This window comes from Sporolactobacillus shoreae, from assembly GCF_004684935.1.
GTDB lineage: Bacteria > Bacillota > Bacilli > Bacillales > Sporolactobacillaceae > Sporolactobacillus > Sporolactobacillus shoreae.
Genome location: NZ_SRJD01000010.1, coordinates 47,256 through 71,661, shown reverse-complemented (window position 1 = coordinate 71,661; position 24,406 = coordinate 47,256). Strand labels below are relative to the sequence as shown.

The following is a 24,406-nucleotide window of genomic DNA, read 5'->3' as shown; positions in this document are numbered from 1 at the left end:
TTTCATGACCGCTCTGATTCAAGAACTCATTTCGGCCCAGACGCTTTAACGTTTCATCATCCCATTTTCCCGTGCCGCAAAGCATGTTATAATTTTGTTACTATCTGGAAAAGGAATGAGCGATCTTTTGGAAAAGAAGCATCTCGACCGCGAAGTTGTCGCCGTCTGGCGGCAGCGTTCAATTATGACAAACCTCATCTTCTGGCTGATTATTGCCACCATTTTTATCTGCGCGGCTTTCTTTGACTGGCCTGCGTTTATCCATATGGTGACTGGGGTTCTTGCCGCACTTGTTCTGCTCCATCTCATACTCTCCATCTTCATCGTTCCTCCGATTCGCTACAGGACATTTTACTACATGATACGGCAGAAAGATCTTCTGATTCAGGAAGGTGTTTTTGTGGTTAAGCAGATCGTGATTCCCCTATCGCGGGTTCAGAACGTCGAGACAGAGCAGGGGCCGCTGCTGCGCAAGCACAGACTGACATCCGTCTCTATCACGACAGCGGCCGACACGCGCCACATTCCGGCGCTGAATGAGAATGAAGCCGCCGCGCTCCGCGATCAGATTTCCGAATTGATCAAGGAGAATACCGCCCATGAGATCTGAAAAGAGGCATCTGCACTTTTTTGCCGTTTTTTCCGAAAGCATCAGCATTCTGCGCAACCTGATCCTGCCCCTTGGCGTCGGGTTTTTTGCCGGACTGCGCCATCTGTCCGATCAGTATGGATATATGCTGGCTATTCCGCTGATTATTGTCGTGTTCGGCTATTTTAAATGGCTTCGGCTGACCTATGAAATCACAGATGGGCAGTTTCATCTTCAGTCAGGTGTCCTCGTCCGCAACGACCGCTATATCCGAATACCAAGAATCCAGTCGGTGCAAGTGCAGACCAATGTGGTACTCAGGCTGTTTGGCCTTGTGAAGCTGAAGCTGGATACGGCTGACCCGGCAAACAAAGGCGATATTGTTCTTTCTGTGCTAAAACTCGAGGAAGCCAATCGGATCAAGCAGCTTCTCGGGCACATAGATGATGAACAGCCATCAGCTGAAACAAACATCGTTGTAAATCCAGACAGTCCGAAAAAAATATTCCGGCTGTCTGTTCGTGATTTTCTGACGGCAGCGGTAACTTCTTCCAGCATCGGCATCATCGGTGTCCTTTTAGCCGTTTGGTCGCAATTAGATCACCTGGTGCCGGGAAACACCTTAGGAAGTTCATTCAGTTACTTGAGCCGGCTGCAGCTTTCGGCACTCATTCCTCTAATCGTATTCGCTGTCGTCGTACTCTGGCTGATTTCCATTGCCGTCACCTTCATCCGCTGGGGAAATTTCCGGCTTATCGTTACCGAAAATCAGTGGCGGATCCATAAAGGTATTCTTGAAACCTCCGATGAAACCTATAAAACGGATCGTGTTCAGGCGATCCGCATCAAAGAGGAGCCCCTGCAGCAGCTGTTCGGGCTGTACACCGTTTATGCGGAGTGCAGCGGCAGTGTTGACAGTGAAAAGGGGGCAAAAGGTTCAGTCCTTGTTTTTCCGATTATCCGAAAGAAGGAGCTTCAGCCTTTTCTTGAAACGATTATTCCGCGGTTTGCCGGATCAATCAGCTGCGGACGCATGCCCCTGCGCGGGAACTTCTACTCCATGATCAAACTACTTCTCTTTCTGACTGTGGTTTTTGCAGGCCTCTCATGGTTTTTCAGCTGGGGAAAATGGCTCTGGCTCACTCTACCGATCGCGGCCGTCTGGTCCTTTCTCTGCTTTCATTCGTCAGGTTTCCGTCTGGAGGAAAATCGCATTGTGTTTGCCCGCCGTGCTGTTGCCAAAACAAGCATGATCACCCTGAAAAGGCACGTACAGACCCTTACCCGTGAAAACTCCCGCATCCAGCAGCGGCTCGGTCTCAGTTCCTGCAGCGTGACCATCCGCTCCTCCCATCCTCAGAGTTACACCGCGGATCAACTGGAGAGCAGTGACGCAGAAAAGCTTTTTCAATGGTTCAGAGCATAAGAAGAAGGACCTTTTCATCCTTTTGAGTGGAAAAGGTCCTTTTTTTGTGTGTTCCGTGGAGATATGAATAGCTGATTACCAGCGACATCTTGTAATTTACCAGCCGGATTCGAAATTTTACCAGCCGGATTTTGCAATTTACCAGCCGGAATCACATGTTTACCAGCCGCGGTTCAGATTTTTCCCAATTTGCGAATCAAATTGAAAAAATGAGGGCAAAAAAGAGCCCTCCTATTGCCGGATCCGGTTCATGTCTCAATCGGGTATCAACAAAAATGAGGTTTTATCAATAAACCATTTTCATCGATATAACTGGCACGCTCTTCAGGTTCCTGATACTGAGAGCCTTCCCCAATCTTCAATGCCTTCATTCGCTCTCATACTGTATGCTCTTAAAAATATATATCCCTCTGCACTTTGCGAAACAATCCCTCTTGCATCAAGTGTATCATATGATATAATACGCTTGAAACACGAAGAACATTGACCCGATTGGAGGGTTGTTTAATGGATGAACGGCAGGTTGGCTCACTCAGCTTCTCGATTGACTTCAGCCAGCCTCTATACGAACAGATCCTCACGCAAATGCGAAGTTTAATCGCCAGAGGGACGATCGGACTGGGAGAAAAAATTCCTTCCGTCAGGGAAATGGCCCACGAACTGAAGATTAACCCGAACACCGTCATGCATGCTTATCAGGAACTGGAGCGGGATGGACTGACGGAGAAAAGGCGCGGACAAGGGACGTTTGCAACGACTTCTATGATGAAGATCAAACAGTTCAAAGAACGTTTTGCCTTGGAATATGCTCAGGATTTTCTTGAAAATATGCACAGTCTCGGTTTTAATCTGAACGAGATTCACACCTATCTGACACGACTGAGTCAAGAGAAAGGACATCGAAAAAATGACTGAACCGATTATTATCGCTGAACAGATCAGTAAAAGTTACGGGCGGAAACAAGCCATTGATCATCTCTCACTGACAATCGAAAAGGGAAGCGTCACAGGTATTCTTGGTGGGAATGGTGCAGGCAAATCCACTTTTTTCCGAATGATCACCGGGCTTGTGCGGCCGGATAGCGGAAGACTCACTGTGCTTGGGGAAGAACCCGGATGGCGCACAAACAGCCAAATTGCCTATTTGCCGGACAGGGCGCGCTGGTATGGCAATTACACAGCGGAGCAAACCTTTGACTGGGGTTCAAACATTTTACCTGGCTTTGAAAAAAGCGAAGCTCTGCGGCTGGCCGAACTGATGAACCTTCCTCTTGACTTAAAAACTGAGGGCATGTCAAAGGGTCAGGAGGCGCGTCTGATGCTGATTCTTTGTATTGCCCGGAGTGTCCCGCTGATTGTTCTTGATGAACCTTTTTCCGGAATTGACGGATCCTCACGCGAACGGATCATCGAGGCTCTGATTGATGCAATCAGCGAGAAAGAACAGACTCTTCTGATCAGCACTCATGAAATATACGAAGTTGAGGGTCTGATGGATGATGTCGTCTTTCTTAAAGACGGGGCGGTCCAATTGACAGGGAACGCTGAAAAACTGCGCACAGAATACGGCTCTATTTATGATCTTTCGAAGAAAATGGGCGACTAGGAGGAAAAGACATGCAGGGAATCAATAATCAATCATTCGACGCGCTTCTCCGCCATGAAACCAGAAGGGTCAGAAAAAACGGGAAGCCGAGAATGAGCAGGCAGTGGTGGATGATTTACGCGATCTTCTTTCTTGCAGCTGCCCTGATTCTGACCACTTATTTCAGCCTCTCGTATCACATCGAGATGAAATACATCTGGAGTGTCTGCTGGGGTATTCCATGGGTCGTTTTCGGCTTTTCCATAGGCAAGATCCGGCGTGAATGGGGAAATGGAACGGTCGGCTGGTGGCTCGCTCTCCCCTATTCCAGGTGGAGACTGATTGCTGCAAAATTCCTGGCGATGATGGTCAGAGGCCTGTGCCTTGCACTGATCGCCTTTACGCTGATTATTCTGTTCGGTGCCTACGCCACACTGATCAGCAGCAGCCTGTCACTTCATGATTTCCAAATCTTTATTCTGTCCGGATGGCTGCCCATGCTGCTGGACCTTGCGGCATTCCCTTTACTTGCCGGATTGGGCTTGTTCCTCGGTGTGCTTCGCCAAAGTACATGGCGTCCGGCAGGTATCCTGTTCTGGGTGTTCTGGGGCATTCTCTGGAGCCTGTTCAGTTCAACAGGATGGTTTCAGGGTGTATACAACGGCCGGTACGATCCGCTCGCTCTTTCCGCGGCTGTCATAATCAGCTGGATTGCAGCCCTGCTTCTGCTCTTACTGTCTTCCTGGCTGCTTGATAAAAAACTTGATTTATAAAGGAGTATCTGCATGAACCCACTCTATTGGATTTTTATTGCTGCGCTTATTTTTTTCGCTATCTATCGCCGAGTCCGCCGGAATATTGGTTGGCAGCTCCTGCGGACAAAGAGAATGAAAGTAAGGATCGTTATCTTTCTAGTCATTGGCGCATTATTTCTGACCGGAGGCGCTGCCCATCCCGTCAGCCTGATCTCGGACGCAGCCGGCATTCTTGTCGGAACAGTTTTAGCCTTTTACAGTTCGAAGATCACCCGTTTTGAACAGCGGGATGAGCATTTGTACTACATGCCGAATGTCTGGATTGGCACCGCTGTCAGCCTTCTCTTCATCGGGAGACTCTTGTTCAGGATGTTCAGCTTATATTCAGACGGGGCACTGCAGGGAACATCATCGGACTCGACCCAGAGCATGAGCCAGGCGATGGGAAATTCCTGGACGGCAGGACTCCTGCTGATCATGTTCGCTTACTATACGCTCTACTATTTCATACTTTTAAGCAATCATAAAAAGTTAGAGAATTCAGTGGAACACACGGATTAAACAGGAGGCAATTATGGAAAACGTCCTCGAAATCAACCAACTTACAAAAGCATTCAGCTCAAAAACAGCCCTTGACCACGTGTCCTTTTCTATTCGCAAGGGCACCTGCTTCGGCCTTCTTGGGCCAAATGGTGCCGGAAAGTCGACGACAATGAAAATTCTGACCGGCATTCTTTCAGCAGACAGCGGCACTGTCCGCATGTTTGGAATGGACGCTGCGGCAAACCGACTGGCCGTTCAGAAACAGGTTGGCTACGTGCCGCAGGAAATCACGCTTTATGATAAATTAAGCGCGATAGATAACCTGAAATTCTTCGGCGGACTTTATGGCATTACAGGAACTCTTTTGAAGACCCGGATTGAAGCAGTGCTCCAGGAAACCGGGCTGTCAGACCGCGCCAAAGATCAGATTAAGAGTTTTTCAGGTGGGATGAAGAGACGAATCAACATTGCCTGCGCCCTGCTCCATGAGCCGAAATTGCTGATCCTGGATGAGCCGACCGTAGGCATTGACCCGCAGTCGCGCAACCATATTTTTGATATGATCCGCCATCTCAGGGACAGCGGCGTGACCGTCATCTATTCCACTCACTACATGGAAGAAGTTGAAGCCCTCTGCGATGAGATTGCCATAATCGATCAGGGAAAGGTGATCGCCCAGGGATCGCTTGAGCAATTATTCGACCGTTTTGCGCAGAAAGCCGTTTATCTGGAAACCGGGAAAAATTTTCAGCCGGAATCAATCGGAGAAGTCAAGAAGATTTATCGGAGGGGTCACGGTTGGGTGCTCGAAACCGACCACCCGCTTGCCGTCATGAAAACCCTGCTGGACCATCAAGAATCCGGCGATGAGCTTAAAGCCATTGAAATGGTGAAACCGTCCCTTGAAGATGTGTTCCTGTCACTGACAGGGACCAGTCTGAGAGACTGAGGAGGCTTAAGTATGAAAAACGTTATGATCAAAGAATTTAAACTGATGCTGAAGGAAAGAGGCAATGTATTCTTTCTGATCATCTTGCCGCTTCTTTTTATTGTCGCATTCGGATCAATCTTCAATTCAGCGGGTTCGACTTCGATTACCATACATGTCCATGACCTGGACCGCACGGCCGCATCACAGGCGTTTGTTAAGCAGATCGACCGGCTGAAAGGATTTACGGTTAAAAAGGAGAACAGTCCCTCCGTTGCTTCACAGGTGAAAAAGATTAAGGACGGCAGCCTCTCTTCCCTTATCGTGATCGATAAAGGGTTTGAGACAGGCCTTCAAAAAGGCGGAGTGCCAATCCATTTCTACCAGGACGGCGCGCAGTCCAGTTCCGCCGCACCGATCCAGGCTATCTTGCAGAATATGGCCAACCAGTACCGCGAGCAGAAACTGGCACAGACACTCAGTGCCCGCGGATTGAATCCGGCGCAGATCAAACAGACACTGGCCGCACCGATCCACATTCAGACCATCACGGAAAACGGAAAACATATTGATTTTATGTCTCAGATTGTGCCCGGCTATACCGTTATGTTTGTCTTCTTCATTATGATCTCGATGCTCCAGCGGTTCTTCAAAGAACGCGATTCCGGCATGATCGCCCGCCTTCAGGGAACGCCGCTTCGTTCGGCAGGTTATCTGGTTGGCATGTGGATTCCGCCCTTTGTTTCCGTCCTGATTCAGTGTGCCGTCCTTCTTTTCTTCGGCCGCCTTTTCTATGGGCTTCATCTAGGCAATCCGGTCGTTGTAACACTGATCGTACTTTGTCTTGCATTTTGCGGCACGGGGCTTGGCCTCGGACTCTCCATGATTGCCCGGAGCCAAAATCAGGGCATCGGGATCACTCAGCTGATCACGATGGGCGGTGCTATCGTTGCCGGATTATGGTTCCCTTCCGATATGTTGCCTTCGTTCGTTCAGAATATCGGCTATTTCACGCCGCAATACTGGGCGATGCAGGGCTTTCAGGATGTCATGATCCGCGACGCGGGCCTGAGTGCCATCTGGCTGAATCTCCTGCTTCTGCTCGTATTCGGCGTGTTCGGGCTCGCTATCGCCCTGTTCCGGTTCCGACCGTTTATCCACGACGCTGCTCACTGATATCCTCAACTTGTCTGGAGTATTATGGAAGTGGTTGGATTGAAATTAGATGAGGCAAATTCGCTTGAAAAAAACATCACGCAGCAAGGTTCTTACCCTTCCTGTGTGATGTTTTTATTGGATTCTTCATTCAGCGGAAACTTTGGCTCATCGACAGAGATCTGCCAATTAATCGGTTCCTCACCCGCAGATTCCAGATAGTGATTGGCCTGCGAAAACGGATGGCTGCCGAAGAAGCCGTAGCGTGCCGAAAAAGGGCTCGGATGCGATGATTTGATAATAAAATGGCGCTCATTTGTGATCAGTTCTTCTTTTGCCTGGGCATTTCGTCCCCAAAGTATGAAAACAATTGGTGTTTCGCGTTCGTTCAAGTCGCGGATTACCGCGTCCGTGAATTGCTCCCAGCCCATACCCTTATGCGAGTTGGCCGCACCGCGCCGTACCGACAATACAGTATTCAGCAGCAGCACACCTTGGCGCGCCCACCCAATCAGGCAGCCATGATGGGGGAATGGACAGCCGAGGTCGTCGTTCAGCTCCTTAAAAATGTTCTGAAGCGACGGAGGCTGCGGTACGCCGGGTTTCACGGAGAAACTCAGGCCGTGCGCCTGTCCCGGTTCATGGTAAGGATCCTGGCCGAGAATGACCACTTTTACTTTCTCATAAGGCGTGTATTTTAATGCATTAAAAAGATCATACATATCCGGATAGATCGTTTTCGTAGAATACTCCTCTTTCAGGAATTCTCTCAGTTTCAGATAGTAGTCTTTATGAAATTCAGATTCGAGCAATGGTTCCCAGTCATTTGCCAAAATATGTCTCAAAGTTGCGCACCTCTATCCGTTTATTAGGATTCACTGTGAAAAAAGCTTAATAGATCAGCTTCCAGTTGTTGTTGACTTCCGCTTTAATGACTTTTTTATCGATTATTTCATTGGCTATAATTTCAGCGACATCCACCGGAACATCCTTGACCACTGGTTTTTTGCGGAACATCGGGTAATCGCCACCGCCACCGGAACGGTAATTGTTCATCACCACATCATACTGTCCGTCCATCTTCACAGGCGCTCCATGGTAATCTAGCTTTACAATTCGGCGGCCGGCGGGTTTTGATAGATCTATGACGTACTCGATCCCTTCCCACATGTCATAATTGTAGTGCTGGGGCTTTGGTGTGGTAAAAGCGTCGCTGACTTCAATCGGGCCTCCGGTTGAACGCTTGAAATAAGAAGCTGACCGCTCAAGAGCCTGAAGCATGTCACTCCCGCTGATACGGATCACCTTCAGCGTGTTCGGATAAATATAATTTGAAACGATATCGCGCATTGAAACATTCACCGGGAGTCCCGGTGATTCATTATTAAATAGCGCCGTCGAAGATATGTCCGCACCCGAAGCCTTCATCTGCATCCGGTTGATGAACTCGATCAGCGGATGATCATGCGTACGCACCTCCATCGGATCGTGAACCAACATATCACCGGCGATCCGTCCCAACGGCCGGTCCAGCCAGTCCTGAGCATCCCGTTCATAATCATCCGTCAGCCGAAGCAGCTCCCGATCTTCGGCGACGCCTTTAACAGGCAGCAGCTCCGATTTTTTGCTATCCACAACCCACCGCGCTTCGCTCTTTTTCAGATTAAGCGTCACTTTTCCCAAAAAGGCCCCATTGCATCCCGGCTGAACGACAGTCACTCCGTGAATCTCCGTTCCGGCGATTCTCCGGTGCTGGTGACCCGACAGGAGCACATCGAAACCCGGTACTTCCGCGCAAAGCTGATAGCCCTGATTCTCACCGGTCAGTGCCTCCGTTGGCCTGCCTGTTTTAAGATCGCATTCAAATCCCCCATGATACGAGATGATGACAATGTCCGACTGCTCTGTGTCCTTTAGATACGGCACCCATTTCTTCGCTGCCTCGACAGGATCGTCGAAGCGCATGCCGACAATATTCTCCGGTTTTTCCCATATAGGTATGTATTTTGTGATCAGACCGAGGAGCGCGACGCGAAGCCCGGATTGATATTTTTTTACAATATAAGGTTTCCCAAAATAGGGATCCCCTGTTTCTGTATTTAATATGTTGGCGGCAAGCCAGGGAAATTGAGCGTCGCGCACTGCATGTTCCAGAACGTTCCGCCCAAAGTTAAATTCATGGTTGCCAAACACGGCGCAGTCATACCCAAGCCGGTTGTTAAGGACAGCCATAGGATTCGGCCTGTGCCGGTCAAAGCGCGCATAGTAGTAAAGCAGAGGCGTCCCCTGTATCATGTCTCCGTTATCAGCGAGCAGGATATTCGGACAAAGTTCCCTTTCTTTGCGGATCAAAGGAGCAATCTTTCCTAAACCGGCCTCGCGGTAGCTGTTATCCGCGTAGCTGATCGGGTAAATGTTGCCGTGAATATCGCTTGTCTCAAGAATGACTAACTTCATCGTGCCCATGTATTCGCCACCATCCTTACTACATACTATCATTTCATGCACAATCTGTCGGCAGAAATCAGCCATTCAGCCGAAAAAGTTGCCGGATTCCCAAAAAATATAGGCCTAAATGAATTATTTTTGGCAACTTAAATAACACATCATTCCCCATTGTACGGCTTAAACTCTTATAATAAAAAAAGATGCAACATATAATGGGACAATATGGCATTGCACCTCACATGCTGTATCCCTTTCATAAATTAACGGAGGTGCCTTAATGAATTTCCGAAAGTATTCCGTATTAACCGTGCTATTGTTTGCCGCTCTGCTTCTCCTTGCCGGTTGCGGCAGCCATCAGCCGACGGCGCAGGACAGGCTTAAGGAATATACCGCAGCCTGGCAAAAGCAAGATTTTTCAAAAATGTACAACCTACTATCACAGAAGTCTCAAAAAGCGATCAGCAAAACCGATTTTGTCACCCGCTACCAGACAGTTTACAGCGGGATTGAAGCCGGAAAAATGACGGCTACCGTGAAAACACCGTCAAAAAATAAACCCGGATCGGTTCCGTTAAAAGCAACTCTTGACACAGCAGCGGGACCCCTTCAGTTTTCACAAACGATCCAACTGACCCAACAAAAGTCCAAAAATCAGACAAACTGGTACGTTGACTGGCAGCCATCGCTTATTCTGCCGGGCATGAAAACAGGAGATAAAGTCCGGATCAATACGTTGCCTGCCAAACGCGGTGAAATTCTTGACCGTAACGGAAAACCGCTGGCAATGAACGGAACAGCGGCACAGATTGATGTTGTTCCAGGCCAGCTGGGTTCGGGTGCCGGAAAGACAAAAACGATCAGCCAGCTGGCCAAGATGCTTGGCATCACAGAGCAGCAAGTGCAGGATGCGATGAAGCCGGCCTGGGTTAAACCCGACAGTTTGGTTCCGGTCAAAACGGTGAATGCATCGAACCACAGCCTGATTAAAAATGCGACAAAACTTCCTGGTGTTTATAAAACAACCGTGGCAAGCAGGGTTTATCCGGATGGGGCAGCCAGTGGACATCTGACCGGATATGTCGGTCCGATTACGGCTGAAATCCTGAAGGCGCACCCGGGTGAAGGCTATAATGAAAACTCGGTGATCGGCCGGACAGGTCTTGAACAGCTTTATGAAAAACAGCTGCGAGCGCGTGATGGTGCCGTGATCCATCTGCTTGATGCTTCAGGAAACGAGATCAAGACGATCGCCCAGCAAGCGCCTAAAAATGGGGAAAACATTCAGTTGACTATTGATCGAACCGTTCAGGACGCTTTATACGGCCAGATGAAAAAAGATTCCGGATCCGCAGCGGCGATTGACCCCAAAACAGGAGACGTTTTGGGTCTTGTCAGCGCACCGTCGTATGATCCGAATGTGTTCGCTCTTGGTATTTCATCCGCTGATTATTCTAAATTGAGTAATGATCCGAATCGGCCGCTTATGAACCGTTTTTCAGAAGCAACGGCTCCGGGTTCAACATTCAAGCCGATCACCGCCGCCATCGCTTTGAGCCACAATGTGATTGATCCGTCAAAGAATGTTTCCATCAATGGTACCAAATGGCAGCAAGACAAATCCTGGGGCAATTATTATGTGACCCGGCTGGATCACGCGCCGCAGGTTAATCTTGAATCAGCGCTCTACCGTTCAGACAACATTTACTTTGCCCAGACAGCGCTCAAGATTGGTGGAGCAACCCTCGCCAATGACAGTAAGAATTACGGATTCGGTGAAGCGCTCCCGATCCCCTATCCGATGCAGCCGTCGACTATTTCCAACGATGGAAAGCTGAACAACGCAATGTTGCTCGCTAATTCGGGCTACGGTCAGGGACAGGTTACCGTCAATCCTCTGCACTTATCACTGATCTATTCAGCTTTTGTCAATGACGGCAGCATCATTAAACCGCGGCTCATCAAAACGGATGCCGCTCCAACCCTGTGGAAGAAAAATGTAATGTCTCCGCAGATTGCCCAGATTCTGAATCAAGACCTGACCCAGGTAGTCAGCAACCCGGCCGGAACCGCCCGCAATGCCCAGATCAGCGGACTGCCGCTGGCCGGGAAAACAGGCACCGCCGAGTTCAAGAAAACACAAGGCACCGCCGGAAAGGAAGACGGCTGGTTTGTCGCCTACAATACAAACAATCCAAAGCTGCTTGTGACGATGATGATCGAAAACACCCAGAAAAAAGGCGGCAGCGGCTATGTTTCGCCAAAAGTCAAAGCCGTCTTCCAGCAGGTATTTCACAAGTAACAGAATACGATTTAACTCCCCCGGAACTGTTTCATTCCGGGGGAGTTTTTTGGTTAAAAAATGAGTTTTTGTCCACCATTGTTGAATCGTGACTTGAGTTTGCAAAAATGTGAGTACGGTTTACCACTTTACCGGCCGGATTCAGGATTTTACCAGCCACTTCCTATAGTTTACCAGCCGAATTCACGATTTTACCAGCCAGGTTCGGCACTTTACCAGCCGGATTCAGGATTTTACTAGCCGGGTTTGGCACTTTACCAGTCAGGGAACCGAACAAGATCCGGTTCAGTAATAATTTCAGTGAAAAGCACTTGAAAGTTTATACTGGAGCCCGGACTGTTCTTTTAACTGAATTACTGCGCTATGGGGTTTCCCATTCACAGTCCAGTAGATTACAGTTTTCAGATGATCACTGTCCTTTGGCTTGTCTATTCCACCGAATCCCAGAGCCGGAGATATTCGTTCCTTGTCCTTTCCATCCACCACAATTTGTCCGTTCTTCCAGCATTGGATCTGTGTGACAATCACCTTTTTAGCATCTGACTCAGATCCTCTCCAATGAATGTTTCCATCATAGACCTGAGCGCTCCCCTCCCGCGTTTGATACATTTTAGCTTCCCACGCATGATCGGGTGAGAAGCCGATCCATACCGGAGGAGCGAGAATATAATGTTCAAGAATCAGGATACAACCGACAATTGCCAATACTGCGATAACACATATCCATACCGTTTTATTCAGGCGATCCATCCGGTTTCCCCCTAAATAAAAACCGGGCGGGAGACTCTTCGCGAATCTCCCGCCCGGTTTGATGATATACAATCAGTTCATTTTTGTTTTTACGTAATCAAGTACTTCTTCAGCTGTATCCATGTTCAAGAAGGCTTCTTTGTGCTTGGACAGTTCTTCCTTGGACAGACGGAGCAGCTGGCTTCTCGCCGGAAGGATCGAAGTAGCGCTCATGCTGAATTCGTCGAGCCCGAGTGCGAGCAGAACCGGGATCGCTGTGCTATCTCCGGCCATTTCACCGCACATGCCGGCCCAGTGGCCTTCTTTGTGCGCCGCATCGATGATGTTGCTGACCAGACGGAGGATTGACGGATTCACCGGCTGATAGAGATAGGAGACATGTTCATTCATCCGGTCTGCAGCCATTGTATACTGAATCAGGTCATTGGTACCGATGCTGAAGAAGTCGGCTTCTTTGGCAAATCGGTCGGCCAATACAGCGGCGGCAGGAATTTCCATCATCATGCCGACCTGAATCTCATCAGATACTTCTGTACCCGCGGCAACCAGCTTATCTTTTTCTTCAAAAAGAATTTTCTTGGCTTCACGCAGCTCATTGATTGTCGCAATCATCGGGAACATGATACGCAGCTTGCCGAATACGCTGGCACGTAGCAACGCGCGCAGCTGAGTGCGGAAAATATCTTGGCGTTCCAGGCAAAGGCGGATTGCGCGGAATCCGAGGAACGGGTTCATTTCATGAGGAAGCGGAAGATATTTCAGCTTCTTGTCGCCCCCGATATCCAGTGTACGGATAACGACCGGTTTGCCCTCCATCTTCTCGAGAACTTCCTTATAGGCATCGAACTGCTCGTCTTCGGTTGGTAGCTGATCGCGTCCCATGTACAGGAACTCTGTACGGTACAGGCCGACAGCTTCGCCGCCATTATTGACTACTCCGGTCACATCGCCCGGATTACCGATGTTCGCACCAAGAATGACATGGGCGCCGTCTTTCGTCTTTGTCGCTTCATGGACGAGCTTCTTCCATTCTTCCTGCTGTTCCTTGAAAGCGGCCGCTTTGCTTTTATATTCTTCAATTTCTTCTTCTGTCGGATTAAGGATGACTTCACCCTTCAGGCCATCGACGATAGCGATTTCGCCATCTTTCGCCTGGGACATCACTGTCTTCGTGCCGACAACCGCAGGGATTTCCATGGAACGGGACATGATCGCCGAGTGAGATGTCCGTCCCCCGATATCCGTTGCGAAGCCCTTGACATATTTTCGGTTCAGCTGAGCCGTATCGGAAGGCGTGAGGTCTTCAGCGATAATGACCGTCTGTTCCGTGATGCTTGCCGGTGTTGTAAATGAAACGCCGAGCAGATGGGCAAGCAACCGTTTGGAAACGTCTCGGACATCGGCGGCCCTTTCTCTCATATAAGCGTTATCCTTCATGCTTTCAAAAGTCTGAATAAAGAATGTCGAAACATCCTGCAGGGCGGATTCAGCGCTGATCCCTTCATCATCAATCTTGCTGCCAATCGCTCCGACAAATTCAGGATCGCTTAGGAACATCAGATGGGCAGCAAATACTTCCGCCTTGTCTTTCCCAAGCTCCCTTTCCGCCGTTTCCTTGATCTCGGTCAATTCTTTTTTCGAGACCTCCAACGCGTCATTCAGCTTCTTTTTTTCCGATTCTTTGTCACTGACTGTTTTTCTTTCAAAAGACAGATCAGGATTTCTCAGAATAAATGTTTTGGCAATGGCAATACCTGCCGAAGCAGCAATACCCTTAATCTTTTCCGTCATCGTTCTGTTTCACCTAACCCTTCAAATATAAAACTTTAGCGATACCAACATCGCTTCTCATCAAATCACGCGGCAAGTACTTCCGCTCTACGTCCAAACGACTGATTAAAGCGCTTTTTCAGGCATTGTTTCAAGGCCTTTTTTTGTGCTTCAAACACACCAACTATTATAGCAACAGTTCACTTATTTTGAAAGCGAGTACAATGCTTTTTGCAGGTTTTGTCACAATTTGCCTGACTTTTTAAAATCCAGCTGCAGCTTAGTCTTCAACCGGTTCTTTTTCAGCCAGAGGCTTCTTCCAGATCCCGTAGATCAGTGCGGTAACGACCGCGCCGATAATAATGGATAGCGCATAGAGGAATGGATTCCCGTTGACCAACGGAATGACAAAAATGCCACCATGCGGAGGACGCAACCCGATATGGAACAGAAGCGACAGGCCTCCGGCAAGGGCAGAGCCGATTGTTGTCGAGACAATAACACGAATCGGATCCGCGGCACCGAACGGAATCGCGCCTTCAGAAATAAAAGCTGCTCCAAGAACATAGGCAACTTTGCCCGCATCCCGCTGCGCGCGGTCGAACTTATAGGAAAATAGCGTCGTCGCCAGAGCCATGCCAAGCGGGGGCACCATACCGCCGGCCATAACCGCCGCCTGCGGATAGAAATTTCCAGCGCTGATCATCGCAATACCGAATGTAAAGGCAATCTTGTTAAAGGGCCCACCGAGATCAATGCCCATCATACCGCCAAGGATCAACCCGATCAGCACGAGGTTGCCGGTGCCGAAGCTGCCAAGCCAGTGGGTCATCGCTGTCATGAACAGGCTGATCGGCTGATTGATTAAAAACATGAGTGCACCCGTTGCGAAAATGCCAAGTAACGGATAAATCAGTACAGGTTTCAGTCCGTCAAGCGATTGCGGCCATTTTCTGAACAGCCATTTGATCAGCTCTACCAAATAACCTGCAAGGAAACCGGCAATCAGGCCGCCGAGGAAACCGGCGTTACCCGTCAGTGCCATCAGACCACCGACCATGCCCGGAGCGAGACCCGGCCGGTCCGCGATGCTCATCGCAATAAACCCGGCCAGAATTGGAATCATCAGGTACATCGCGTTACCTTGTCCAATAAAGCTAAGCAATGTCGGGAAGTTGTGAACACCGGCGACTGACGTAACTGGTTTCAGTTCAATGCCCATCACTGATGCGATTAAATACGAAATGGCGATCAGGATTCCCCCGCCGACAACAAACGGCAGCATATAGGTCACACCGTTCATCAGGTTCTTATATATATCGATTTTCTTTCCTTCAGGCTCTGCTGATCCTGAAGCCTTGCTGCCGTCACCTTCGTAAACCGGAGCTTTACCGTCCAGAACTTCTTGAATCAGCGCTTCCGGCTTGCGGATACCATCCGTTACCGGTACCTGCACCAGCGGCTTGCCTCTGAAGGGCTCAACATCAATTTTGATGCTGGCCGCAACGATAATGCCCTTTGCTTTTTCAATTTCATCAGACTGCAGCCGGTTCTTGATGCCGGTCGAACCGTTCGTCTGTACCTTGATTGTGACGCCCATTTCCTTGGCCTTCTGCCTCAGCGCGTCCGCCGCCATATAAGTATGGGCGATACCAGTAGGGCAACCGGTTACGGCCAGAATCTCATACCCTTTTTCCTTATCCGCTGGCGTTTCCTCGGCAGCCACGTTCTTGCTAACCGCTTCCTGCTCATCAAACAAGCCGACAATTTCCTCGGGGGTTTCCGCATTCATCAGTTTCTCGCGGAATTCAGGTTTGATCAGGAAAGTGGAGAGTGTGGACAGCGCCTCAAGGTGTGTAGCGTTCGCACCGTCTTCAGCGGCAATCATGAAAAAGAGGTGTGCCGGCTTTCCATCCAGCGACTGAAAATCCACGCCTTCTTTGGAACGGCCGAAAGCGATGGCCGCTTCTTTAACTGCGGCTGTTTTCGAGTGGGGGATGGCGATGCCGTCCCCGATACCCGTTGTACTCTCGCCTTCGCGTTTGTCAATTGCAGCGCGGTAAGCGGCCAGGTCATTCAACTTGCCCGCACCGTCCAGAGTCTGTGCCAGTTCATCCAGCACATCTTTTTTCGTTGTACTCTTCAAATCCAGGTTAACAGTCGAGGCTGTCAACAGGTCGGTAACTTTCATGAATATTTTGTTCCTCCTTGGTTCATCCGGAGATGCTTATGAGGCTGTCTTTAACCGCATTGTCTGCAGCATTGTCAGTCTGATGCTGTGCTCGGCTGAACTTCGTTGATTTATTATTACGTCTTTATAAAAATCTTTTCCACCGTAAAAAATATAGATAAGGACCGGTAGATCAGATGTTCGTTACAGTGATTTGCGGCAGGATCTCTTCCACTTTTTCTTTCGTGCACAGATCGACTGAGAACGCTGTCGCGCTTCCTGATGCCGCTCCTTTGCGGAAGGCTTTGCGGAAGTCACCGCTGATGGCATATTCAGAAAGGAAGCCGCCGACCAGCGAATCCCCTGCGCCGACCGAGTTTTTCAGAATACCTTTTGCTGGCGGTGCGAACAGATACTGATCCTTGTCAATATAGACGGCACCCTTGCCGCCCATAGACACAATGACGTGTTCAATGCCCTGGTCAACAAGCTTTTTCCCATATTTTTTAACATCATCAAAAGATTCAACAGTAACGCCAAAATATTCGCCGAGTTCGTGATGGTTTGGTTTGACAAGGAAGGGCTTTGCTGTGACAACTTTCTTGAAAGCTTCACCGCTCGTATCGGCAACAACCTTGACCCCGCTGCCACTGACTTTTTCAATGATATCCTTGTAAATGGTAACCGGCAGAGTTCCGGGCACACTGCCGGAGAGAACAAGAATGTCCGTGTCCGTCAGCTTTGAAAGCTTACCGAACAGTGCTTCAAGCTGCGCATCCGTAATTTGTGGCGCGACTCCGTTAATTTCCGTTTCTGAATCACTCTTCAGTTTCACGTTGATACGCGTGTCGCCGTCCACCGGGACAAAATCCGTTTCAATGCCTTCCTCAGCGAGTTTGCCTTTAATAAATTCTCCTGTAAAACCTCCGATGAATCCAAGGCACTTGGAAACCAGCCCGAGATGCTGCAATACCCTCGAAACGTTAATGCCCTTTCCGCCTGCCATCTTTCTGTCTGCTTTCACGTGGTTCAGTTCGCCGGCCTTAAAATGGTCCACCTGTAAAAAATAATCAATGGCCGGATTCAATGTCAATGTATAAATCACAACTAATCAACCTCTAATCTTTTTATTTTGCTCTCCGCAATACTTTCCGAATCTCATGCGGCCAGCTGAGAGAGCGGATTCATTTTAGCCTGCCGACAGTCTGTCCCTATTCTCTGTATCAACCGGAAAGTTCATTCAAATTGCGCAATTCCTGCAAATTTAGAGACTCGCGTATGCCTTTTCAATCTATTAATTATATAGGGAAAATCCGTCATAATCAATCATAATAAATCAAAAGCCGTCATTATATAGCATCCCTGATCAATCGGTGGCAGATTTCACACAATGTTTGAAAAAGACCGTTACTTGACTTTAAAAAACACGCCAAAAAATTTTGGTAAATGTGTACGGTGGAACAATGCCCCCAAAAAAGTACAAAACCTCAAAAAAACAACTACGTCAAGTCACCCGATTCAAAAATTCCATAAAATATTACAGCTCATAACCGTTCTGGTTTATTATAAAAGATAGAGTATTTCACCGAGGCTCTCATCAAACCGATTCATGAAAACGATCTGTTTAGGAGCATACATACATGACTGTATCAAAGATGATCAGAGGAACGATGATCCTGACCATTGCTGCCTTTGTATCAAGATTACTGGGTATCTTTTTTGTGTTTCCATACCACGCCTTAACGGGGGACGACGGGGTAAACCTTTATCAGTACGCCTATACACCCTATGCGATTATGCTCAGCATTTCGACAATGGGGCTTCCACTTGCTGTATCTAAATTTGTGTCCAAATACAATGCAGTCGGGGACTACGAGGCCGGAAAACGTCTGTTCAAATCAGGAATTTTAATTATGACTGTAACTGGGATTCTGGGTTTTCTGATCCTGTTTCTGGGCGCACCGGCCTTTACTGCTCTGTACGGATTTCACGCAGATTTGTATCCGAAAGTTGTGTTTATGATACGGATCGTCAGTATCGCCATTCTTATTGTCCCGGTGATGAGTTTGATGCGCGGTTATTTTCAGGGGTTCCAGTCGATGGGACCAACAGCTGTTTCACAAGTCGCAGAGCAGATTTTCCGTGTCGCTTTTATTTTAATTGGTGCATTCTTGGTCATCAAAGTATTTAATGGTACCGTTTTGACGGCCGCGGCTATTGCCACTTTTGCTGCCTTTGTCGGATCGGTTGCCGGTCTGTACGTCATGATGCATTACTGGGTTGTCCGGCGTCCTTATTTGCAGAAAATGCAGCAGAATATCGCGGACAGACGTTACAAAATGTCCTACAGGTCGATGTACAAAGAGCTCGTTACCTATGCTTTCCCTTTTGTGGCTGTCGGCATTGCGATGCAGCTGTATCAACTGATCGATCAATTAATGGCCTACCATTATTTTGAATACAGCCCAGAATTAATAAACATCATTAATGCGGACTTAACCATGAATGATCAAAAAATGGTTATGATACCCGTGGTTTTGGCAACATCGCTTGCCTCCAGCGCTATACCTGCAATTATCACTTCCTATTCAAAAAAGGACCTTAACGATGTCACTAATAAAATTACTCAGGCGTTTGAGCTCGTATTATTTTTTACAATTCCTGCGTCTATCGGGCTTTCTTCTTTGGGATACATGGTTCATAGTTATTTCACTCTGAATCCTGAGCAATTGCAAATTGGCGGACAGATCCTCACGTGGTATGCGCCCACCGCCATCTTTTTTGCACTCTTTCAGGTTACTGCTTCTGTTCTTCAAGGAATTAACCGCCAAAAGGTGACTCTAGTCAGTTTGGGTCTTGGTATCCTTGTGAAAATACTGCTCAATCCGGTTTGTATGAAAACGATCGGTATGGTGGGGCCAATTGTAGCGACAGATATTGGCTATTTTTTGTGTATCCTCATTAATCTCATATCAATCAAGAAAGCAACGGGTTATCAGTTCTCCCTAATGGGTCTGCAGCTTGTACAGATGATCGGCTATACAACCCTTATGGTGCTTGTAATAAATTTGATTTTTCTCATATTTGGCGGCCGTGTTCCGCATAGCAGGAGCTCAGCCACTGTAATCATTATTTTTTGTGTCGTTGCCGGGGCAATGACCTATTTAGGGCTGGCAAAATGGACCGGACTCTTAAAAAAAATAGCCGGTCATTTAAAGGTTCAATAAGGGCGCGAGCAACTACTGCATATTTTTCAATTTAAAGGCACAAATAAACCAGACAATATTGATCATTACAGCAATAAGCGAGATTATGATGATCGCGATGCCGTAACCATTAAAATGATCCGAGAATGCAGCGATGACTCCGGAAATGACGGCAAGGCATAGATTAGTAAAAAGTCCGATGCCGCAAAAAATGGCCATGATGATTTTAACAAAGTTTAGTCCCACAATGTAAAGTGCTAGGGGAATTAAATAAAATAATAGTGCGATGCCGATTGACCACCACATGCCGGCGCTGTTAAAAGTGTTGGCATGTGTGCTTAAGGCGGACAATGGAGAAATCGAAGAGAGTACCAAAGTTAAAACAAACAGAAATAAAGAAAACAAAGTTACGACAATCACTGACTTTCTGGTTTTTTGTCTCCGGTGCAAATGACTACCCCCGCTTTTTTGAGGCTCAAATTCTTTTTCCATAAAAAGGATACAGAACCCTTTGGTTATTGTCTATTGTACGAAAGTCGTATTTAAATCAACGCTCGTTTTTCCATTTGACACTTTTTTAATCAAGACACTGAAAAAACTGGGCCGCCCTTTATTAGGCGGCCCAGCAATCCATATATTGATATCTAATAATTTCATCTACCATTACATCTGATAATAGAGAATCCAAATGGTCCCGCCGACGACGGCAAAAGCAACATAAATGCCGAACAGGATCCCAATCAGCTGATGCACTGGCTCGGTTCCTTCTGTTACGTGCATGAACATAAACAGCTGGATAAATGCCTGAAAAATGGCAAGGGCGACGATTATCGCAATCGTCGGCTGAACGGGCAGAAGATGTCCGACAGCGATCCACAGAGCCAGAAAGGTCAGCACGAGAGATAAGAGCAATCCGATGACCTGTTTCCACGGAAAGCCCGCATGGTCACGAGAAACTGGCTGATTCTCATTTTCCTGCATGTTACATCACCCACCCTGTCAAATATACTGCTGTGAAGATGAAGATCCAGACCACATCAAGAAAATGCCAGTACAGTCCGACGATGAAAGCTTTTCGCGCCGTCACCGGTGTAATGCCTCGTCTTGCCAACTGGATCAGAATGCCGGCGATCCAGACAATACCTAGCGACACGTGGCAACCGTGCGTGCCGAGCAGGATAAAGAATCCTGAAAGAAACGCGCTTGTCTGCAGCGTTGCGCCTTCGTGAGTCACGTACGTATAAAATTCATTCGCTTCCAGCCCGACAAAGACGAGCCCGAGAATGATCGTCACGGCCAGCCAGGTAATTAGCCCTTTCTTATTATGGCGCCGAAGTTCCAGCGTGCTGAGTCCGCAGGTAAAACTGCTGACCAGAAGAACCAAAGTTTCCGCCATAACCGGTCCGATTTTAAACAGATCCTGTGCCGTCGGACCGCCTCCGGTATGGCTTTTTAAGACAAGATAGGTCCCGAAGAGCGTTCCGAACAGCACCAGTTCAGCTGCGAGGAACATCCAGAATCCGACGATGCGGAGGTCTCCTTCTTCGGTTGAATACTCAAGCGGTAGATTTTTTCTATTTTTAGCGTCTAAACTCAGCGTTGACTCAGCCATTATGATAACCTCCCCGCAGCGCGTTCCGTCCGCTCAATTTCATCGACAGGTATGTGGTGGAAATCATCGTAGACAAACGAACGTGCGATCAGACAGGCAATGACGCCAATCACGCCCGGGATTGCCATCCAGAACCACCAGAAGACAAAACCGAATCCGGCCACAAACATAAATGCCGACATAATCACCGGAATACCCGAATTGTTCGGCATATGGATCGGCTTGAACGGAGCGGGCGGCTTTGCCCGGCCTGCTCGTTTTTCTTCTTTCATTGTTTCAAAAGCGTCCCGAGTTGAGACCGTCGGAATATGGGCAAAATTATATTCCGGAGCCGGTGAGGCAATTGACCATTCGAGTGTACGGCCGTCCCACGGATCACCCGTCGTATCTTTCTTTCCGTGAATTGCACTCCAGACAATGTTATAAGCCATGATGGCAAAGCCGATGCCCATGCCAAAGGCTCCGATTGTCATGATGAAGTTGATCGGCCCCCAGCCGAGTCCTGCCGGATAAGTATACATACGACGTGTCATGCCCATCAGGCCAAGGAAGTACATTGGCATAAAGCAGATGTTAAAGGAAATCATAAACACCCAGAAGGCCCACTTGCCTTTTTTCTCATCGAGCAGATAGCCGAACATTTTTGGCCACCAGTAATGGAGCCCGCAGAAGATGCCGAATACCGTGCCGGCGATCAGTGTGCTATGAAAGTGTGCGACGAGGAAGTAGCTGTTGTGGTACTGGTAATCGGCAGGAGCCATCGCCAGCATGACGCCGGTGACACCGCCGATTGTAAAGTTCGGTATAAAAGCCAATGCCCAGAGCATCGGTGTTGTGAACTCAATTCGTCCTTTGTTCAAAGTAAACAGCCAGTTGAATATTTTCACACCGGTCGGAATCGCGATCAACATCGTCGATATCGAGAAGAAGGCGTTAACTGGAGCGGTATTGCCCATCGTAAAGAAGTGGTGGAGCCAGGTGATGAAGCTCAGGAATGAAATTGCGATCATTGACCAGACCATGACGGCGTAGCCAAACAGCGTCTTGTGGGCAAAGGTCGCAATCACATCTGAGAAAATACCGAACACTGGCAGCAGCACAATATAAACCTCCGGATGCCCCCAGAACCAAAACAGGTTCGCCCAGAGCATCGGCGAACCGCCGGCGGCAATGGTGAAGAAGTGTGCCCCGAACAGACGGTCGATCGTCATCAACGCCAGAGCAACTGTAAAAGCCGGGAAAGCGAAGATGATAATAACCGAAGTGATCAGAATCGACCAGCTGAACATCGGCATTTTAAAAAGTTTCATGCCCGGCGCACGCATTTTCAGGATCGTCACGAGAAAGTTGATCCCTGTCGCCAAAGATCCGATACCAGAAATCTGAACAGCAAGTACGTAGTAGTTCTGTCCAACACCCGGGTTCAGCTCAATGCCGGCAAACGGCGCGTAGCTGGACCAGCCTGCGTCAGGTGACCCGCCGATGACAAACGACAGGTTGAACAGCATCGCACCGGCGAAGAACAGCCAGAAGCTTACAGCGTTCAGAAAAGGAAAAGCCACGTCGCGCGCGCCGATCTGCAGCGGCACGGCAATATTCATCAGTCCAAAAATAAACGGCATGGCCGCGAAGATAATCATGATCGTGCCATGTGTCGTGAAGACCTGGTTATAATGTTCCGCGTTAAGAAAACTCAGACCCGGCATCGCCAGCTGCGTTCGCATCATCAGCGCATCGACGCCGCCTCTGAAGAACATCAGCAGGGCGGCAATAATATACATAATTCCTATTTTTTTATGATCAACTGTAGTCAGCCATTCGTTCCAGAGCCATTTCCATTTTTTAAAATAAGTCAGGACTGCCAAGACAGCGACCGAAACCAGAGCGATCGAAGCATCCGCCCCATAAATCATCGGATCGCCCGTAACGAAGAAATGACTGAGAAAATTTGTGATTGAATCCATCATTATTTCTGGCCCCCTTTCCCGCCATTGCCCATATCCATTCCAGGCATTGAATCCTTTTCCGGTGATTCGCCATTCATGACCGCGTCCATCTGCGCTTTGTTAAAATCTTTTGCCACAATCGCCGGATAGGATGAAAATTCCTGAGGTTTCACCGTATTAGGTTCCAGCAGCTGCATGTATTTGGCATGGGTCAGGGCAGGCTGATTATTTTTCACGCTGCTGATCCAATTGTCAAAATCATTTGCCGACCGCGCCATAACTGTGAACGTCATCTGAGCAAATCCGCGGCCGGAGTAGTTCGAGCTTCTTCCATCATAGTTACCCGGTTTGTCGGCCTGAAGCCAGAGTTTCATCGGCATATCGGTCATGGTGTATTGCTGACCACCAAGTTCCGGCACCCAGAACGCGTTCATTGCGTCATAAGCATGAAGGCGGAACTGCACCGGTATCCCGGCAGGTATCACGACATAATTGACGGTCTCAATCTTCTGATCCGGATAGCGGAACAGCCATTTCCACTGAACGGAAGTCACATCAATAGTCAGAGTTTTACTGCCGTTCAACGCGGCCGGGGCAGCGGCCGTCGCCTTCGGAGGCTGATTCAGTGCATACAGCGTCTTAACGGTCGGCACGGCAAGCAGAATGCAGATCAGCACCGGCACAATCAGCCAGATGATTTCAAGTTTCCGGTTTCCCGTGTCGTTCGGATCAAATCCTTTGCTCTTCCTGCGCCCGAAACGCACCAGCACATAAATAAAAATAATGAGAACAATTGCTAAAACCAAGCTCATCATGATCAGTGACCAGACGATCAGATGATATTGCTCGCGGGCAACAGGTCCCTGAGGATTCAGCACAGCAATATTATCTGAGCAGCCGGTCAGCAAGGCAAGCAGCGGCAGCAGCGCGACGGCCATTTTCATTTTGAAGGTTTTTATCATTGTCTCTCTCTCCCCCCTTCTGTCTTTTCAAAAAATACAAGTGCGAGAATAAGTTTTGTCAATAAACATTCACATTATAGCATAAACTTAATATGATAACTCAGTTTAATACGTTTTACTATGACAATTTTAACAGTATTCCCATTCACTATAACAAACGCCGATAATTCACAAAAATGACTTACGTCGTTCACTCTTTTAACACATTTTTATTATAATGGTTTTTTATTGAAATATGAAGCGTTTACATTTAGCTTTCTTT

The 24,406-nt window shown here is 48.3% G+C and carries 21 protein-coding genes; 10 read left to right on the top strand and 11 right to left on the bottom strand.

Annotation, left to right across the window (positions count from 1 at the left end; all coding sequences use genetic code 11):
- The first annotated feature begins 115 nt into the window (after positions 1–115).
- The 8 genes from E4665_RS09915 to E4665_RS09880 all read left to right on the top strand — a co-directional run bounded on the left by E4665_RS09915 (position 116) and on the right by E4665_RS09880 (position 7,002).
- Positions 116–610 carry a PH domain-containing protein gene (locus E4665_RS09915; protein ID WP_241654794.1) on the top strand — a complete coding sequence of 165 codons (495 nt, stop codon included), beginning with the start codon at positions 116–118 and terminating at the stop codon, positions 608–610.
- The gene (locus E4665_RS09910) at positions 600–2,015 is read left to right on the top strand and encodes a PH domain-containing protein (protein ID WP_135348641.1); all 1,416 of its coding nucleotides are present in this window, start codon (positions 600–602) and stop codon (positions 2,013–2,015) included. Before E4665_RS09915 ends, E4665_RS09910 begins: the two co-directional genes overlap by 11 nt.
- 507 nt (positions 2,016–2,522) lie before the next feature.
- A complete protein-coding gene (locus tag E4665_RS09905; RefSeq protein ID WP_135348640.1) occupies positions 2,523–2,930 on the top strand; it encodes a GntR family transcriptional regulator in 408 nt (135 codons plus the stop codon).
- Entirely contained in the window at positions 2,923–3,621 is a 699-nt protein-coding gene (locus tag E4665_RS09900) for an ABC transporter ATP-binding protein (RefSeq protein WP_135348639.1), read from the top strand. The genes E4665_RS09905 and E4665_RS09900 overlap by 8 nt, the downstream gene beginning before the upstream one ends.
- Before the next feature lie 11 nt (positions 3,622–3,632).
- A complete protein-coding gene (locus E4665_RS09895) occupies positions 3,633–4,373 on the top strand; it encodes an ABC transporter permease subunit (protein WP_135348638.1) in 741 nt (246 codons plus the stop codon).
- A 12-nt stretch (positions 4,374–4,385) separates the two neighbouring features.
- Positions 4,386–4,916 (top strand): CcdC protein domain-containing protein, encoded by a 531-nt coding sequence (locus tag E4665_RS09890; protein ID WP_135348637.1) that lies wholly within the window; start codon positions 4,386–4,388, stop codon positions 4,914–4,916.
- 13 nt (positions 4,917–4,929) lie between these two features.
- Positions 4,930–5,847, top strand: a complete 918-nt coding sequence (locus E4665_RS09885) for an ABC transporter ATP-binding protein (RefSeq protein WP_135348636.1) — start codon at positions 4,930–4,932, stop codon at positions 5,845–5,847.
- A gap of 12 nt (positions 5,848–5,859) precedes the next feature.
- Entirely contained in the window at positions 5,860–7,002 is a 1,143-nt protein-coding gene (locus E4665_RS09880; RefSeq protein WP_135348635.1) for an ABC transporter permease, read from the top strand.
- Between the two features lie 92 nt (positions 7,003–7,094).
- Here E4665_RS09880 and E4665_RS09875 read toward each other — a convergent pair whose 3' ends face one another.
- Complete coding sequence (locus tag E4665_RS09875) at positions 7,095–7,826, bottom strand: uracil-DNA glycosylase (RefSeq protein WP_135348634.1); 732 nt, start codon at positions 7,824–7,826, stop codon at positions 7,095–7,097.
- Positions 7,827–7,872: 46 nt separating this feature from the next.
- Complete coding sequence (locus tag E4665_RS09870; protein WP_135348633.1) at positions 7,873–9,447, bottom strand: bifunctional metallophosphatase/5'-nucleotidase; 1,575 nt, start codon at positions 9,445–9,447, stop codon at positions 7,873–7,875.
- Between the two features lie 259 nt (positions 9,448–9,706).
- Between E4665_RS09870 and E4665_RS09865 the strand changes: the two genes are divergently transcribed.
- Positions 9,707–11,728: a penicillin-binding transpeptidase domain-containing protein gene (locus E4665_RS09865; RefSeq protein WP_135348632.1), complete on the top strand. Its 2,022-nt coding sequence runs from the start codon at positions 9,707–9,709 to the stop codon at positions 11,726–11,728.
- Positions 11,729–12,025: 297 nt separating this feature from the next.
- Here the strand turns inward: E4665_RS09865 and E4665_RS09860 are convergent, their stop codons facing one another.
- The 4 genes from E4665_RS09860 to pfkB form a co-directional block, all read right to left on the bottom strand.
- The gene (locus tag E4665_RS09860) at positions 12,026–12,478 is read right to left on the bottom strand and encodes a DUF4944 domain-containing protein (protein ID WP_135348631.1); all 453 of its coding nucleotides are present in this window, start codon (positions 12,476–12,478) and stop codon (positions 12,026–12,028) included.
- 72 nt (positions 12,479–12,550) lie between these two features.
- Positions 12,551–14,269 carry a phosphoenolpyruvate--protein phosphotransferase gene (gene ptsP / locus E4665_RS09855; RefSeq protein WP_135348630.1) on the bottom strand — a complete coding sequence of 573 codons (1,719 nt, stop codon included), beginning with the start codon at positions 14,267–14,269 and terminating at the stop codon, positions 12,551–12,553.
- Positions 14,270–14,528: 259 nt separating this feature from the next.
- Complete coding sequence (locus E4665_RS09850; RefSeq protein WP_135348629.1) at positions 14,529–16,439, bottom strand: PTS fructose transporter subunit IIABC; 1,911 nt, start codon at positions 16,437–16,439, stop codon at positions 14,529–14,531.
- A gap of 172 nt (positions 16,440–16,611) precedes the next feature.
- Positions 16,612–17,523: a 1-phosphofructokinase gene (pfkB, locus tag E4665_RS09845; RefSeq protein ID WP_135348628.1), complete on the bottom strand. Its 912-nt coding sequence runs from the start codon at positions 17,521–17,523 to the stop codon at positions 16,612–16,614.
- Between the two features lie 535 nt (positions 17,524–18,058).
- Between pfkB and E4665_RS09840 the strand changes: the two genes are divergently transcribed.
- Positions 18,059–19,645: a putative polysaccharide biosynthesis protein gene (locus E4665_RS09840; RefSeq protein WP_135348627.1), complete on the top strand. Its 1,587-nt coding sequence runs from the start codon at positions 18,059–18,061 to the stop codon at positions 19,643–19,645.
- A 12-nt stretch (positions 19,646–19,657) separates the two neighbouring features.
- Here E4665_RS09840 and E4665_RS09835 read toward each other — a convergent pair whose 3' ends face one another.
- The 5 genes from E4665_RS09835 to qoxA all read right to left on the bottom strand — a co-directional run bounded on the left by E4665_RS09835 (position 19,658) and on the right by qoxA (position 24,144).
- A complete protein-coding gene (locus tag E4665_RS09835) occupies positions 19,658–20,074 on the bottom strand; it encodes a DUF5391 family protein (RefSeq protein ID WP_135348626.1) in 417 nt (138 codons plus the stop codon).
- A 213-nt stretch (positions 20,075–20,287) separates the two neighbouring features.
- Positions 20,288–20,605: a cytochrome aa3 quinol oxidase subunit IV gene (gene qoxD, locus E4665_RS09830; protein ID WP_135348625.1), complete on the bottom strand. Its 318-nt coding sequence runs from the start codon at positions 20,603–20,605 to the stop codon at positions 20,288–20,290.
- Between the two features lies 1 nt (position 20,606).
- Positions 20,607–21,236: a cytochrome aa3 quinol oxidase subunit III gene (gene qoxC / locus E4665_RS09825; RefSeq protein WP_135348624.1), complete on the bottom strand. Its 630-nt coding sequence runs from the start codon at positions 21,234–21,236 to the stop codon at positions 20,607–20,609.
- Positions 21,236–23,200 (bottom strand): cytochrome aa3 quinol oxidase subunit I, encoded by a 1,965-nt coding sequence (gene qoxB, locus E4665_RS09820; protein WP_135348690.1) that lies wholly within the window; start codon positions 23,198–23,200, stop codon positions 21,236–21,238. Before qoxB ends, qoxC begins: the two co-directional genes overlap by 1 nt.
- 2 nt (positions 23,201–23,202) lie before the next feature.
- Positions 23,203–24,144, bottom strand: coding sequence for a cytochrome aa3 quinol oxidase subunit II (qoxA, locus tag E4665_RS09815; protein WP_135348623.1), 942 nt, complete (start codon positions 24,142–24,144; stop codon positions 23,203–23,205).
- Between the last annotated feature and the right edge of the window lie 262 nt (positions 24,145–24,406).

Coding starts and splice junctions, on each gene's coding strand:
- E4665_RS09915 (WP_241654794.1), top strand. CDS start 116: ATGAGCGATCTTTTGGAAAAGAAGCATCTCGACCGCGAAGTTGTCGCC.
- E4665_RS09910 (WP_135348641.1), top strand. CDS start 600: ATGAGATCTGAAAAGAGGCATCTGCACTTTTTTGCCGTTTTTTCCGAA.
- E4665_RS09905 (WP_135348640.1), top strand. CDS start 2,523: ATGGATGAACGGCAGGTTGGCTCACTCAGCTTCTCGATTGACTTCAGC.
- E4665_RS09900 (WP_135348639.1), top strand. CDS start 2,923: ATGACTGAACCGATTATTATCGCTGAACAGATCAGTAAAAGTTACGGG.
- E4665_RS09895 (WP_135348638.1), top strand. CDS start 3,633: ATGCAGGGAATCAATAATCAATCATTCGACGCGCTTCTCCGCCATGAA.
- E4665_RS09890 (WP_135348637.1), top strand. CDS start 4,386: ATGAACCCACTCTATTGGATTTTTATTGCTGCGCTTATTTTTTTCGCT.
- E4665_RS09885 (WP_135348636.1), top strand. CDS start 4,930: ATGGAAAACGTCCTCGAAATCAACCAACTTACAAAAGCATTCAGCTCA.
- E4665_RS09880 (WP_135348635.1), top strand. CDS start 5,860: ATGAAAAACGTTATGATCAAAGAATTTAAACTGATGCTGAAGGAAAGA.
- E4665_RS09870 (WP_135348633.1), bottom strand. CDS start 9,447: ATGGGCACGATGAAGTTAGTCATTCTTGAGACAAGCGATATTCACGGC.
- E4665_RS09865 (WP_135348632.1), top strand. CDS start 9,707: ATGAATTTCCGAAAGTATTCCGTATTAACCGTGCTATTGTTTGCCGCT.
- E4665_RS09860 (WP_135348631.1), bottom strand. CDS start 12,478: ATGGATCGCCTGAATAAAACGGTATGGATATGTGTTATCGCAGTATTG.
- ptsP (WP_135348630.1), bottom strand. CDS start 14,269: ATGACGGAAAAGATTAAGGGTATTGCTGCTTCGGCAGGTATTGCCATT.
- E4665_RS09850 (WP_135348629.1), bottom strand. CDS start 16,439: ATGAAAGTTACCGACCTGTTGACAGCCTCGACTGTTAACCTGGATTTG.
- E4665_RS09840 (WP_135348627.1), top strand. CDS start 18,059: ATGACTGTATCAAAGATGATCAGAGGAACGATGATCCTGACCATTGCT.
- qoxD (WP_135348625.1), bottom strand. CDS start 20,605: ATGCAGGAAAATGAGAATCAGCCAGTTTCTCGTGACCATGCGGGCTTT.
- qoxC (WP_135348624.1), bottom strand. CDS start 21,236: ATGGCTGAGTCAACGCTGAGTTTAGACGCTAAAAATAGAAAAAATCTA.
- qoxB (WP_135348690.1), bottom strand. CDS start 23,200: ATGGATTCAATCACAAATTTTCTCAGTCATTTCTTCGTTACGGGCGAT.
- qoxA (WP_135348623.1), bottom strand. CDS start 24,144: ATGATAAAAACCTTCAAAATGAAAATGGCCGTCGCGCTGCTGCCGCTG.